Source organism: Nostoc edaphicum CCNP1411, assembly GCF_014023275.1.
GTDB lineage: Bacteria > Cyanobacteriota > Cyanobacteriia > Cyanobacteriales > Nostocaceae > Nostoc > Nostoc edaphicum_A.
This window is the reverse complement of the sequence record NZ_CP054695.1, coordinates 84,008-97,427: the sequence shown is the minus strand read 5'-3', so window position 1 is coordinate 97,427 and position 13,420 is coordinate 84,008. Positions and strand designations below refer to the sequence as shown.

9 protein-coding genes and 2 pseudogenes are annotated in these 13,420 nt (G+C 42.8%); 7 read left to right on the top strand and 4 right to left on the bottom strand.

Annotation, left to right across the window (positions count from 1 at the left end; all coding sequences use genetic code 11):
• The first annotated feature begins 141 nt into the window (after positions 1–141).
• From HUN01_RS01060 to HUN01_RS01030, 7 genes and pseudogenes are all read left to right on the top strand, one after another.
• Positions 142–1,050 (top strand): transposase family protein, encoded by a 909-nt coding sequence (locus HUN01_RS01060; protein WP_181927151.1) that lies wholly within the window; start codon positions 142–144, stop codon positions 1,048–1,050.
• A 375-nt stretch (positions 1,051–1,425) separates the two neighbouring features.
• A complete protein-coding gene (locus HUN01_RS01055) occupies positions 1,426–2,436 on the top strand; it encodes a bestrophin family protein (RefSeq protein WP_181927150.1) in 1,011 nt (336 codons plus the stop codon).
• 183 nt (positions 2,437–2,619) lie between these two features.
• Complete coding sequence (locus HUN01_RS01050) at positions 2,620–4,011, top strand: ATP-binding protein (protein ID WP_181927149.1); 1,392 nt, start codon at positions 2,620–2,622, stop codon at positions 4,009–4,011.
• A gap of 149 nt (positions 4,012–4,160) precedes the next feature.
• Positions 4,161–4,420 (top strand): annotated as a pseudogene (locus HUN01_RS01045) (transposase); the annotation flags it as partial.
• Positions 4,421–4,671: 251 nt separating this feature from the next.
• Positions 4,672–5,901: a low temperature requirement protein A gene (locus HUN01_RS01040; protein ID WP_181927148.1), complete on the top strand. Its 1,230-nt coding sequence runs from the start codon at positions 4,672–4,674 to the stop codon at positions 5,899–5,901.
• 276 nt (positions 5,902–6,177) lie between these two features.
• Complete coding sequence (locus HUN01_RS01035; RefSeq protein WP_181927147.1) at positions 6,178–6,918, top strand: SDR family NAD(P)-dependent oxidoreductase; 741 nt, start codon at positions 6,178–6,180, stop codon at positions 6,916–6,918.
• Between the two features lie 205 nt (positions 6,919–7,123).
• A pseudogene (locus HUN01_RS01030) lies at positions 7,124–7,309 on the top strand (ISL3 family transposase); the annotation flags it as partial.
• A gap of 96 nt (positions 7,310–7,405) precedes the next feature.
• Here HUN01_RS01030 and HUN01_RS01025 read toward each other — a convergent pair.
• The 4 genes from HUN01_RS01025 to HUN01_RS01010 all read right to left on the bottom strand — a co-directional run bounded on the left by HUN01_RS01025 (position 7,406) and on the right by HUN01_RS01010 (position 13,372).
• Positions 7,406–10,060, bottom strand: a complete 2,655-nt coding sequence (locus tag HUN01_RS01025; RefSeq protein WP_181927146.1) for an MGH1-like glycoside hydrolase domain-containing protein — start codon at positions 10,058–10,060, stop codon at positions 7,406–7,408.
• Between the two features lie 179 nt (positions 10,061–10,239).
• On the bottom strand, positions 10,240–11,199 hold the full coding sequence (locus HUN01_RS01020; protein ID WP_238845331.1) for an SMP-30/gluconolactonase/LRE family protein: 960 nt from the start codon (positions 11,197–11,199) through the stop codon (positions 10,240–10,242).
• Positions 11,200–11,507: 308 nt separating this feature from the next.
• Positions 11,508–12,275 carry a glucose 1-dehydrogenase gene (locus tag HUN01_RS01015; RefSeq protein ID WP_181927144.1) on the bottom strand — a complete coding sequence of 256 codons (768 nt, stop codon included), beginning with the start codon at positions 12,273–12,275 and terminating at the stop codon, positions 11,508–11,510.
• Between the two features lie 293 nt (positions 12,276–12,568).
• Positions 12,569–13,372, bottom strand: a complete 804-nt coding sequence (locus HUN01_RS01010) for an MIP/aquaporin family protein (RefSeq protein WP_181927143.1) — start codon at positions 13,370–13,372, stop codon at positions 12,569–12,571.
• Between the last annotated feature and the right edge of the window lie 48 nt (positions 13,373–13,420).

Genomic DNA, 13,420 nt, shown 5'->3' with positions numbered 1-13,420 from the left:
TTCGACTTGCAATCTTTACACCTCTTTGTACATAATCCTTCTTCTAATAAACAGAAATGTTTCTTTACATCTATTAGACATGTCCTTAAAATAAAATTTGTGGGAAAATGATACAGAAATAAAAATTCTAGTGCATCAACCATGACGAGTCCTTTAGTAAGAATCGAATCACATCCCCAGTCAGCAAAACGATTGAGCGGTATTAATTATGAACAGTTTATGACATTAGTTGTGTTGGCAGAACAACGACATAATCAGAAACAAACGGAAATTCAAAAAAACAAAGTTCGTCTTATTGCTCCTGGTGGTGGACGTAAATCAGAAATGTCTCCTAAAGAAGGGGTCTGTTTATGTCTAGTTTACCTTCGACAAAAACCAACTTTTGATATTTTGGGTTTGTTATTTGATATATCAAAAACTAAAGCGAATGATGCTTTTAATTATTGGGTGAAGATTTTGAGAGAGATATTACCAGCTTCTCAAATGGAAGAGGTAGAAAAAGATAGTCAGAAATATCAAGAACTACGTAAAATTCTTTGTGAGCATGAATTGATTGTAGATAGTGCAGAACAAGCTATAGAGAGGCCTGTAGACTATCAAGAGCAAAAACAGCACTACTCTGGCAAGAAAAAAATGCATACCCTGAAAAACCAGTTTATTGTATTGCCCAATGGAGAAGATATTGTTGACATTTATATTGGAAATTTAGGAAAAACAAGCGATATTAATTTATTCCGAGAAACACAAGGTAAATTTGATTGTGAACAAAAATTTATTGGAGATAAAGCTTACATAGGAGAATCAACAATTACCACGCCTTACAAGAAACCGAGGAAGAAAGAAATTTCGGAATTACAAAAAAAAGAAAACCAGCAGTTATCGTCTAGAAGAATAGGCGTTGAACATTTAATAGGGAAAGTAAAAATATTTCGAGTCGCTAGTGAGAAATTTCGTTTAGCAAGGCACAAGTATAGCCAGGTAATTATGACCGTTTGTGGGTTAGTCAGGCTACGGCTTAATTGTTTACTTTCACTAGCTATTAATATTTAAATTTGTTGGTAGTAAATAAATTTTATCCTTACCAATATTTTTGCCCCTAAACTGATAATTTAGCCGTAATTTATGCTCAAAGCCCTATTCTTTCGTATACCTAATCTAGCGATCGCACATTCCATTATAATCGCTGAAATCCATTTGCCGTATACATTTACCATTTTCGGATAAGTCTATTGGGAATCCGATCGCTCTCCTCGGACGCTTTTGTGACGCCATAAGCGATCGCGTAAATCCAAAATCGCAATCTTACACTGAAAATGCTTTGGCAGATTTATCAACAAAGATTATACCGTTCTCAATACCTGTATATTTGTTGAGTTCTGGCGCTTACTATAAGATGTATAAAATTTTAACAAAAGTATCATCAATATGAGCTGCTCAAAGCCTAATATTACACTAGAAAAGTGCAAAAAGCTTTTAAGCAAAGTCAAAAATTCGTTTAGAGGAAAGTATCAACTATACACAGGTGAAAAACTACATTGGATTCAAGTAGTTTTACGACTTGAAAGTTCAATTATTCCAGACATTATTCCCTGGATACTCTTTTTTTGTTTCTATGGTTTTTTGGTATCATTACTACACTATTGTGGATTTTCGATAGCTTTTACTGACAAAAATCGCGTAATTAATAATACCATTGTCATTTTCAATATAGGTTTGACTTTGCTATTGGTTTTTCGGACAAATACAGCTCATGACCGATTTTGGGAAGGTCGGAAACTATGGGGAGCTTTAGTCAATACGGTTCGGAAATCGGCTCAGAGTATTTACATAGTAGTTAAAGAACAGTCTCCAAAGGATCGAGTAGAAAAAGAGGCAATACTTCGGCTAGTAGTTGCTTTTACAATTGCAATGAAGTTACATCTAAGGGCAGATCCCTTGGACGAGCAATTAGCGTCATTGATGTCCCAAATTCAGTTTTTCAAGCTCAGACATACGAATCATCCCCCACTACAAATTGCTTTCTGGATTAGAGATTATTTGCAGTATCAGCATGACCGTAATTGTCTCAATACTTATCAGCTGACTGCCTTACATAAGTTGCTCGATGATATGGTAGATATTTTGGGTGGCTGTGAACGCATTTTGAAAACGCCGCTGCCCTTAATATATACAATTAAACTCAGGCAATTGGTGTTAATATATTGCCTAATATTGCCTCTAGAGTTAGTCAGTCATTTAAATTGGTGGACTGGAATAGTGATAGCTTTTGTGAGTTTCACATTATTGAGTATTGAACAAATTGGATCTGAAATCGAAGAGCCTTTCGGGCACAATGCAAATGATTTACCATTAAATATGATTTGCAACACAATGCTACGCAATGTTGAAGAGTTAATCACACTTGCTCCAGGCAGCGCTCGTTCTTGGCAACTCTAAAGTCCACATCTTACGAGATATTTAGCCCAAAGAAGCGTTCCATAAACAACTCGCGCATCTGTTAACAGCCCACGTCGCTATGATTCCACTTGCAAGTAAACCTATGCCTTCTTAGGGTGATGAAAGGATGTCCACCCGTATTAAGGAGAACATATGCAGCCTGAACCAAAAGTAAACATCCTTATGGTAGACGACAATCCGCAAAATCTGTTGAACTTGGAGGCGATGCTGTACAGCCTGGGTCAAAATCTGGTAAAGGCTCATTCGGGTATGGAAGCTTTGAGATGTCTTCTTAATCAGGATTTTGCCTTAATTCTGCTCGACGTCCAGATGCCAGGGATGGATGGCTTTGAGACGGCAAATTTAATTCGAGAACGGTCGGTGTCCACCCCGATCATTTTCTTGACAGCGTTTAACACAAGCGACAATCTTGTGTCCAAAGGTTATTCCCTTGGTGCGGTAGACTACCTGATTAAGACAATTTCGCCAGAAATATTGACATCGAAAGTGGCGGTGTTTGTTGACTTGTTCAAGAAGACGGAGGAGGTAAAACGACAAGCAGCACAACTTAAAATGCAAGAGCTTCAGATGTTATCTCAACAACACGAAAAGCTCATCGCCTTGGGTAAGTTAGCTGCGGGACTTGCTCATGAACTGAATAATCCAGCATCAGCAGCACGTCGAGCTGCAGAACATTTGTGCCACACGATGCAGATTCTAGAGGCTCTCGCGCTTAGACGTATTGAGCAACACCTCACGCCGACTCAACTAGAGCGCATCTTGGAGCTAAAGCGTGATGCCATTGAATATGCTGCTACACTCGACGATCTGGATTACTTGGCTCAAATTGATTTGGAAGATGAACTAGCAGACTGGCTGGAGTCGAATGGCGTTGCCAATGGGTGGAGACTTGCTCCCACACTCGTGGGGGCCGGACTTAACACCGTTGCATTAGAAGCGATTAACAATCTGGTGGCGACTGATGCACTCAACGATGTGCTGACTTGGTTGGAGGCAACCCTAGCTTCCGCAACTGTCCTGAATGTGCTTGATCAGGGCACTGATCGCATCTTTAAAATAGTCAAGGCTGTCAAGGCATACTCGTACATGGATCAAACTCCCCGGCAGTATGTAGATCTGCATGAAGGTCTTGACAACACGCTCATTATTTTGGGCTACAAGCTAAAATCGCGTAGTGTCACGGTAATACGGGAGTACTCGCCGAACCAGCCACACATTCCAGTCTACGCGAGTGCATTAAATCAGGTATGGACGAATCTTATTGATAATGCCATCGACGCTGTGGGCGAAGGGGGTATGATTTGGGTGCGTACGACAAGTGAAAAAGATTACCTCATAGTGGAAATTGCAGATAACGGGCTAGGCATTCCCCCTGAGATTCAGTCCCGAATCTTTGAACCGTTTTTTACAACGAAAGATGTTGGTGCAGGAACCGGGTTAGGTCTGGAGATTGCCTATCGGATTGTAGTGGGTCAGCATAACGGAGACATTCGCTGCTTTTCAAAGCCAGGCGATACGCGCTTTCAAGTTCATCTACCATTTGCGGATAGATAACACAAAAAATGCAAACTTTTCTCGAAATATTGACCATTCCAGCTATGTTTTGTGGTTTTTAGAATGAAAATACACGCTCGTAGCTTTGCTGGCAATTGTCCAGAACAAAATCCTATAGAGACTATTTGGTTACAAGCCAAAACATGGGTTCGGTTTATCCCCAGCTCATGACGAAAATCAGGTTTGAACTTTCGGCAAAACCATCGAAACATGAAAAGACAGAAAGCGCAAGGAAAATCCGGGTTTGTTCCGGTTGCAGCGAGGTGGGGGAAGAGAGCGGTCAAATGCTTGGATGGAGAGATGCAAAATCCTCATCAAGAACTTTGAGAGAACTCTAGCTAATGCGACTCCCAAGGTTAATCTTTGTTTTATTAGGCTGATGGTTAAGAGGCTTGTAGCCTCTTCTTAGATGTCAAATGGGTTCTATAGACGTTAAACAGTCCAAAACGTGCCAGCAAGCAAAGACATGATCTAAATGGATTTGCTGGAAGGACAACAAAGTGGTGTAATCGGGCTTAGAATTCCAGTCAATTATCAACGGCTATTGTAGCCAATAGCAAGAGTCCGAGAGGAACATCCCGCGCATAGGGTCTAGGGTCCGGGCAATCTAAGTAGAACCCACGGATTTAGCCGTGGAGAAGTTCAGAGGTAGGGTTGATTATGACGAAAGACTTATGGCAACTAGGACTACGCATGGGTAAAAGCAGCGAAGAACAAAGGCATGCAACCTGGTTAGAGCTCTTTTACGATCTGATTTTTGTGGTGGCAATTGCCCAGTTAGCTCGCAAGCTCGATGAAAATGTCTCTTTGTTCAGCTTTTTTAGTTTTTTGGTACTCTTCCTGCCATTCTGGTTGTCTTGGCTCGGTGCGACATTTTATGCGACTCGGTTTGATACAGACGACTTAGTGCATCGACTGTTAACTGTGGTTCAGATGGTAGCAATCGCGGCAATGGCAGTTAACACACACCGGGGGTTAGGTGAGACTTCGACTGGCTTTGCCCTCTCTTATGCTATCTCTCGGTTTGTACTTGTAATTGAATACCTCCGTGCTCGACAACATATAATCTCCACGCGTCCACTGACAACTCGATTCGCACTGAGGTTTGGAATTGGTGCCACAATTTTGCTGCTTTCTTGTCTGGTGCAATCGCCCCTGCGCTTCGTACTCTGGTTTTTTGAACTGACAATTAGCTTTGCAACCCAATTGTCAACCGGAAAACTAGATGTAGAATTTGCCCCTCACGCTTCTCACTTACCAGAACGCTTTGGATTGTTCACTCTAATCTTGTTGGGTGAGTCGATCAGCGCTGTAGTCAATGGTGTTACCGGACAACAATGGACTACTTCATCAGCAATTGCAGCTGTATTTGGTATTACCATTGCTTTTAGTTTGTGGTGGAGCTACTTTGACAACCTTAGTGGCTCAGCAATCCGAGCCGCTAGCAACGGTACTTGTATAAGATGCTATCGATGGTGGTTCTATGCCCATCTGCCCCTAGCCATTGGTATAGCAACTATTGGATCTGGTGTGAAACATCTTGTCTCCAGTGCTCCGGACATAGCTCTGTCATCTCAAGTGCGCTGGCTAGTTTGTTGTAGTGCAGCCATATGCATACTATCCCTAAGGGTCATCTATTTGATGGGTTTAATTCCTGAAGACAGGAAATACTGCAAAGTCCAGACAGCTTATCGTATGGGGGCTGCAGCGGTTATTCTAATCGTTGCTCTATTTGGCAAAGAGCTATCACCCGTTTGGCTGATCGGGCTTGTAGCTACGGTCTGTGCATCTCAAATCATTTTTAATCTGAATTCACTTGTAGACCAAACTGGTGCATCTGTTGAAAAATGCCAAGTTAATTGTAGGCAAGAATCTGTTGAAGAGCATTAAGAATAGGGGGGAAATGAGCAATGGATACTGACTTGGAAATAGATTTCCATGTGTGCTGGTGTACGCAGTTCATGACGACTGTTGGCGAAAGTGTTACAAACGCATAAACAAAATTATTACAACTAAAAGCCGCAACGACAGATTGAAGGTTTGACTTTATGTAATACGTATATTTACGACTATGTAGTACATCCGCCATATCAGATGCTCATTTTACCCCGAATATCGCAGACTCAAAACACAACTAAGAAATTACATAAGTCAGGAGGTATCCTTATGAAATCTCTAACTGGAAAAGTTGCAATCGTAACTGGTGCTTCGCAAGGAATTGGCGCAGCGATCGCTCGACAACTAGCTACAGATGGTGCGAAGGTCGTCGTTAATTACAACCGCAGCCAAAGTGCTGCTGAAGAAGTCGTTAGCCAAATCCAAAACGCAGGTGGGGAGGCGATAGCTGTGCACAGCGATGTCAGTGAACCATTCCAAATACCGCCTTTATTCACCAAAGTGATTCAGAAATATGGACAACTTGATATTCTGATAAACAATGCTGGCGTTATCGATAACCGTCCAGTAGAGGAGATCAATGCTGAAATGATTGATCGGTTGTTTGCTATCAATGTGCGCGGTATGTTGCTTTGTTCGCACGAGGCGGTAAAATACTTTGGTGAGCGAGGAGGCAAAATCATTAACATATCGAGCAATGTCACGAAGTTTTCGGTTCCTACAACATCGGTGTACAGTGCTACGAAAGGGGCAGTGAATGCACTGACGAAAGTTTTGGCAGCAGAGCTAGGTCCGCGAGGTATCACAGTCAACGCCGTAGCACCTGGCTCGACAGACACTGAACTGCTAAAAGTTGGAGTATCAGAAGAGGTTCGCCAACAACTACCCCAGAACACCCCCCTCCGTCGGCTAGGTACTCCCGAAGATATTGCCCAAGTAGTTGCTTTTTTTGTTTCCGACAACGCCCACTGGGTCACGGGTGAAGTGCTGTACGCAAGCGGCGGTCAGTAGATGGATGCCTAAGCCAGGAAGTCACCCCCTGACTCGGCTACAAAACCGTGCATGAAACGTTAACTTGACACGGCTCCTCAGTGATTTGCTGCATAAGTTCCCAAGGCAATCAAGGATGCGATTGTCTACACTGCACTCTCCAGCAATGGCGTTCCGCCCACGTAGGCGATCGCCAGAAAAAGAAATTGATGATCGCAATTTTCTCTTTTTTTGCATCAATACTTTGTGTAAACGACGCATTTTTACAGAAAAGTTGACCACTGTAACCGCACCTTGGGCGAGAAGAACTCTACGTTTAGCTCAACGACTGAGTGCGATTGCTTTAGCTAATGGTGGTGCAGCAGGGGTAAGACTCTCGGAGCGATTGGGGATAAAAGTTTCTCGCAATACCAATACCGTTGCCAAAAAAAGAGTATGAAGAGAGAGGGCGCAGAACCAAGTTATGGTTCAAGTCATAATAGCGTTGCTCCCGAATTACCTTAACCTGTCACGAATGCAAATGCATCCCAACCTGCTGGAGCAGTTCTGCTACTAAACCAGTCCAGCCAGTTTGATGGCTGGCACCAATTCCGGCTCCGTTATCGCCATTAAAATACTCATTGAAAAGAATCAAATCGCACCATTGAGGGTTTGTTTGGAACGTTTCGGTGCCGCCATAAACAGGTCGCTGACCAGACGGATCTTGCAAAAAAATCCGAATCAGTCTTTGAGATAACTCAGTCGCAACTTCCCAAAGTGTCATCATTTGACCAGAACCGATTGGACACTCCACTTTGAAATCGTCACCCAAGTAATGGTGGAACCTTTGGAGTGATTCGATCAGCAAATAATTTATAGGGAACCAAATCGGTCCACGCCAGTTGGAGTTGCCACCAAATAGACCAGTAGTAGATTCTGCGGGTTCGTAATCCACTCGGTACTCATGACCATTTGTTGTAAGAATATAAGGATGTACCTCATGAAATTTAGAAACAGCGCGGATGCCATAAGGACTTAAGAATTCTTTTTCATCTAACATCCTTTGCAGGATGTGCCGGAGTTTATCTCGACCTACGATCGCTAACAGTCTTCTGGCACCAACGCCTGGTGTTTCCATGCAAGCAACATTTTGTCTCAAGTCAGGACGGTTACGAATAAACCACTCCATCCGTTGTTTAAATCTTGGGAACATCCTCAAAGTTTCTGGTTCTAAGGTAGCAATGGCAAACAGTGGAATCAGCCCCACTATCGAGCGCACCTTCACAGGGAAATGCCGACCATCAGGTAAATGCAATGCATCGTAGAAAAAGCCATCAGCTTGATCCCAAAGTGCTATTTCTGCATTACCAATGCCGTCTATGGCATCAGCAATGTAAAGAAAATGTTCAAAAAACTTGCTCGCAATGTCTTCATAGGTTGAATTGTCTTTTGCCAGTTCTAGGGCTATCGTCAGCATATTCAGGCAGTACATACCCATCCAACTAGTGCCATCCGCCTGATCTATGCGTCCACCTGTGGGAAGTTCAGCACTTCTGTCGAAAACTCCAATATTGTCTAATCCCAGGAAACCGCCTTGAAAGACATTGTTTCCTTCTATATCTTTCCGATTCACCCACCAGGTAAAGTTGACTAGTAGCTTTTGAAACACACGTTCCAAAAATTGTTTATCAGCACGATCATACATTTTTCTCTCAATCTCATAAATCCGCATAGCAGCCCAAGCATGAACTGGCGGATTCACATCACCAAAAGCCCACTCATAAGCGGGAATTTGACCGTTGGCGTGCATATACCATTCCCGTGTCAATCGTTCGAGCTGGTACTTGGCAAAATCTGGGTCAATCATTGCTAGTGGAATCAGATGAAACGCTAAATCCCAAGCAGCAAACCAAGGATATTCCCACTTATCTGGCATTGAGAGAATATCATCGCTATGCAGATGAATCCATTCGTGGTTTCTGCCATACTTGCGTTCTAGAGGTGGTTTCGGTCCCATAGGATCGCCCCTAAGCCATTCTTCTACTACATAGTAATAAAATTGTTTGCTCCACAACATACCAGCAAATGCTTGCCGTTGTACATTGTGCATATCCTCAGATAACTGGAAAGGACAAATGCGGTGATAAAATTCATCCGCCTCCTTTATGCGGTTCTGAAAAGTTTTATCAAAATCAACTCCAAATGGTTTTGTTAAGCCAGAAAAATCACTTAAGCGCATTCGAACAGTTCTAATTTCGCCTGCACCAATTGACAATTCATAATGGGCTGAAGTCTTAGTGCCCATCTGGTTTGGATTTACTGCTTCTTTGCGATTGTGTACCAAATAATCATTAATTCCATCTTTAACGTAAGGAAAAGCATTACTTACCCCAAATAATTTTTCATAATTAGTTTCATTTTCTGTAAATAGGAGTTCCGTAGCTCCGTCACAGTAGAGCCATCTATCTCCAAGAGTTGGATGAGAAGCTTCTACAATGCTGAATGTGGGGTCAGATTTGAAGACTTTAAGAAAGGGTTTCTCTTGAATTGGGTTCCAAGACCAGGTATTGCGAAACCAGAGCGTTGGCAAAAGATGGAGTGTTTTCTCTTCTAGCCCCCGGTTGATAATACTAACTTGAATTAAAATATCTTCAGGTGTGTTTTTGGCATACTCAACAAGCACATCAAAGTAGCGATCCGAAGCAAACACGCCTGTATCCAGCAACTCAAATTCAGGGTCGTGACGACTTCTGCGTCGATTTTCTTCAACAATGTCGGTGTATGGAAAGGCCTGCTGCGGGTACTTATACAGACATTTCATATAGGAGTGAGTGGGAGTGCTGTCCAGATAGAAGTAGTATTCTTTGACATCTTCCCCGTGATTGCCTTCTCTTCCCGTTAAACCAAACATTCTTTCTTTGAGGATTGGGTCACAGCCATTCCATAAAGCGAGAGCAAAACATAGACGCTGATGATTATCTGAAATTCCGGCAATTCCATCTTCTCCCCAACGGTAGGCACGGGAACGCGCGTGGTCGTGGGGAAAGTAATCCCAAGCTTCACCACTTGAACTGTAATCTTCTCTTACTGTTCCCCATTGCCGTTCACTAAGGTAAGGACCCCAGCGTTTCCAGTAAGCGGTGCGATTTTGGTCTGCTTGTAATCTTGTTTCTTCAGCAGTCATAGTTTTACTGTTTTGTAATGTCTATGCTAAGTAGCATTAGGAAGCTAAAAGGTGACGCACATTTGTCTACGATTTATCTCCATGCATTAATCCACCTGTCTTCGCCGCGAATGTCTCTAATCAGTTAAACCTGACCTAAGAGCAGATTGACAGATGTTTTTGTCTAGCTTCCCCATTTTTTAACTGTCTCTCTTAATAGAAGTAGTACCTTGACTTCTGGGGCGAATGTCCAACCCACGCACGCCCAAGTCTAAACGGAAGATTCCTCCCTGACCTTCTTCCGTTTGCACGCCACCTGTGACGAACAGATGCTTCATATCTGAACCGCCAAAGGCACAGTTGCTGGTAGTGAGGTTGCCGCTGGAATATCGACGGAGCAGTTGCCCTTTAGGGTTGAGTACTTGCACTTGACCCATGCCATAGTGAGCCACGTAAAGATTTCCCTGTGCGTCTATGCACATCCCATCAGGCTGATTGTCGATTTGTTTTCCCTGTTTGACAGGGAGTTCAGCAAACACTTTCTGAGATTTTACCTTTCCTGGCGACAACACGTTGTACTCCAAAATTCGATTTTTATTGCTCTCGGCAACAAAGAGGCGCTTGCTATCTGGGGTGAGGACAATGCCATTGACGAAGGCTAATCCTTTAGCAACCTGACTAATTTTCTCTGTTGCAGACACGTAGTAAACCGCGCCATTCGGGGTCTGGGAATTTGAGTTGCCGGAGTCAGTAAAGTAAAATCCTCCTTGTTTATCAATGGTGATGTCGTTGGGATACTGTAGAGGCTTGCCGTTAAATTCCCTTGCAACCACTTTTACGATCTGACCATTGGCATCTAGTTTTACAACCGAGTTTTTGGCTGCGACAATATGAAAACCTTCGGACATAATCTTGTGTCCGTTAGCACCTTCAACTTTAGCCCAAAGTCGAGGAGTAGCATTGGGAGGTAAAACTGTAATGGTTCCGGCTTTGGTTTGAGAGAAGTAGAGGTTGCCTTCACGGTCTATGACAATTCCTTCAGAGTATTTTTGGCTTCTTAAAACCTCTATTGGCTTGATAACATCCGCTGGTGGCAGTGTTGTATTAGACAAATTAGCTGCACCAGACCCATCTGCGATCGCGCTTGCTGCATAGGACAAGTTCGATGATATGTCCAATTTTGTAGAACTACAAGAGGTCAGCAGCAGTAGTTTTGCACAGATGAAAATGAAGGAAGTGATTTTTACTAGGAGAATAAAGTATCTATGTGTGCTGGTCTGTTCCATAATTCCGTAGTGTTAATAATTGGGGTTTTTGCAACAGAGCGCTCGCAAACTCCCTATTAGTTTTTCAACAATCAGTTGATGGATGACGACAACAGCTAATTTAGAACAGACCCTCAAGAGAGCAACAATGAGCGATGAAAAACTCAAACGTCTTTACCAATTAGCTCAATCTTCATATAGCATTATTGCTCTTGATAGTTCCAGAGCAGCCCCCCATCAACAAAGAAAGTCGAGCCTGTTACGTAGTCAGCATCAGGTGAGGCTAGGAAAGAGACTAGGGAAGCCACATCCTGCGACTGACCCAGGCGGCCCAGTGGGATATTCTTGAGCAGAGCGCCTAATTTTTCGGGGTCGTTTAAAAGACGAGTGTTTATGGGCGTCTCAATTGCTCCCGGTGCCACGTTGTTGATTGTAATTCCAAGAGGCCCAAGCTCAATAGCCAAGTTACGCGTCATCATTTTGACGCCACCTTTGCTCGCACAGTAAGAAGTGAAATGTGGGAACGGGAGTTCCTCATGCACCGAGCTGATGTTGATAATTTTTCCAGTCCGTTTAGTCTCAATCAGATGTTGAACAAAGGTTTGAGTTGCAAAAAACACACCTTTGAGGTTGACATTAAGCACTGCATCATAATCTGCTTCTGTTACGTCCCAAAAAGAGGCGTTCTTCTCAATGCCAGCGTTATTGACTAAAATATCTAACTTGCCGAAGTGTTGGATGCCCGATTGAATCAACTGGCGAACTTCACTTACTACACCCAAGTCTGCTTTAACAATTAAGCCAGAGCGTCCGGTGGATTCTACTTTAGATAGAGTTTCTTGGGCACCTTCTTGATGACTGCGGTAGTCAATTATGATATCTGCACCTTCTTGAGCAAGGCGCACTGCAATAGCTTGACCAATTCCTTGGCTGCTGCCAGTTACCAAAGCTACTTTACCTTCAAGTTTCATACGATTCTCCTTGTGAAATAGTGTAATGTCTTTTTAGGGCTATAAGGAAAGAAGATTGTTGTCTTGTAAAGCTAGGATTCACATTGGTAATCCTAGCTTTACAAGTAAGTCATCTTGTGTTATGTAATTTGCTACATAAGCTATCAATAGATTCGTCATTCTTCATCTCCTTATTTTTGAGAAAATTGAAGTGAATAAAACAGAATTAACTATTCTCTAGGTTTGCCTGAATAAATAGGAATAAAGGTGCAGTATATGCCACCTTTTTCTCTTTAAAATCCTGCCGTGATTACTTAATTAAGACTATGTGGGACTTTGACATTTTTGAAAATACAACGATAATTAGGAACGTGAAAAAGTTTGCCTGTCAAAATTTCCCGCTCACCCATAGCAAGGAGTCGGAAGGTGGCTACAGCAAGCATTGCCCCTATTGGTGGAGCAATGAAGTAAAGCCACTGGTATTTCCAAGACCATGAAACTAAAGCAGGCCCAATGCTGCGTGCAGGACTCAGACTCGTACCAGATATGGGTGCTTCCAACCATACCATTGTTGCTATTAGAATCCACGTCATCAAAGGTGTCCAGCGCATTAGCCGATGACTACTTAAAAAGATAAAGATAGACAACACCAGCAGAAAGGTCATGGTAACTTCAGCAAGGAATACATACCAGAGGGGGTAACCATTACCAGGTAAAGTCATAGCATTCCCGACACTAGTAGCGTAGTTTCCCCAGATAACCACCACTGCTGTAGCAGCGATAATTCCACCGATAAACTGTGCAATAATGTACCCAATAATGTCATGCTGATGCATCTTGCCTTGTGCCCAGAATGCCAGTGATACACAGGGGTTGAGGTGAGATCCACTCAGTTTCCCCAGTGGCGAAATTGCAAAACATGACCCACTCCCAGCAAATACCAATCCCGTAATCAACAAACGCATACTTTGATTAGGTATAAGACCCTCCATCGGCAAGCCCTTGCCAAAATTGAAGACAATTGCGCTAAATCCCACAAAAAGATTAAATGTAGTTCCGAGAAGTTCTGCACCGTATTCAGACCAATGCAATTGTCTCCAATTTGTGAAACTATCCATGATTTTCTTCCTGCATCATCAACGGATTTTAGTGTCTTAATCTGTATT

Coding starts and splice junctions, on each gene's coding strand:
- HUN01_RS01060 (WP_181927151.1), top strand. CDS start 142: ATGACGAGTCCTTTAGTAAGAATCGAATCACATCCCCAGTCAGCAAAA.
- HUN01_RS01050 (WP_181927149.1), top strand. CDS start 2,620: ATGGTAGACGACAATCCGCAAAATCTGTTGAACTTGGAGGCGATGCTG.
- HUN01_RS01015 (WP_181927144.1), bottom strand. CDS start 12,275: ATGAAACTTGAAGGTAAAGTAGCTTTGGTAACTGGCAGCAGCCAAGGA.
- HUN01_RS01010 (WP_181927143.1), bottom strand. CDS start 13,372: ATGGATAGTTTCACAAATTGGAGACAATTGCATTGGTCTGAATACGGT.
- HUN01_RS01035 (WP_181927147.1), top strand. CDS start 6,178: ATGAAATCTCTAACTGGAAAAGTTGCAATCGTAACTGGTGCTTCGCAA.
- HUN01_RS01055 (WP_181927150.1), top strand. CDS start 1,426: ATGAGCTGCTCAAAGCCTAATATTACACTAGAAAAGTGCAAAAAGCTT.
- HUN01_RS01025 (WP_181927146.1), bottom strand. CDS start 10,060: ATGACTGCTGAAGAAACAAGATTACAAGCAGACCAAAATCGCACCGCT.
- HUN01_RS01040 (WP_181927148.1), top strand. CDS start 4,672: ATGACGAAAGACTTATGGCAACTAGGACTACGCATGGGTAAAAGCAGC.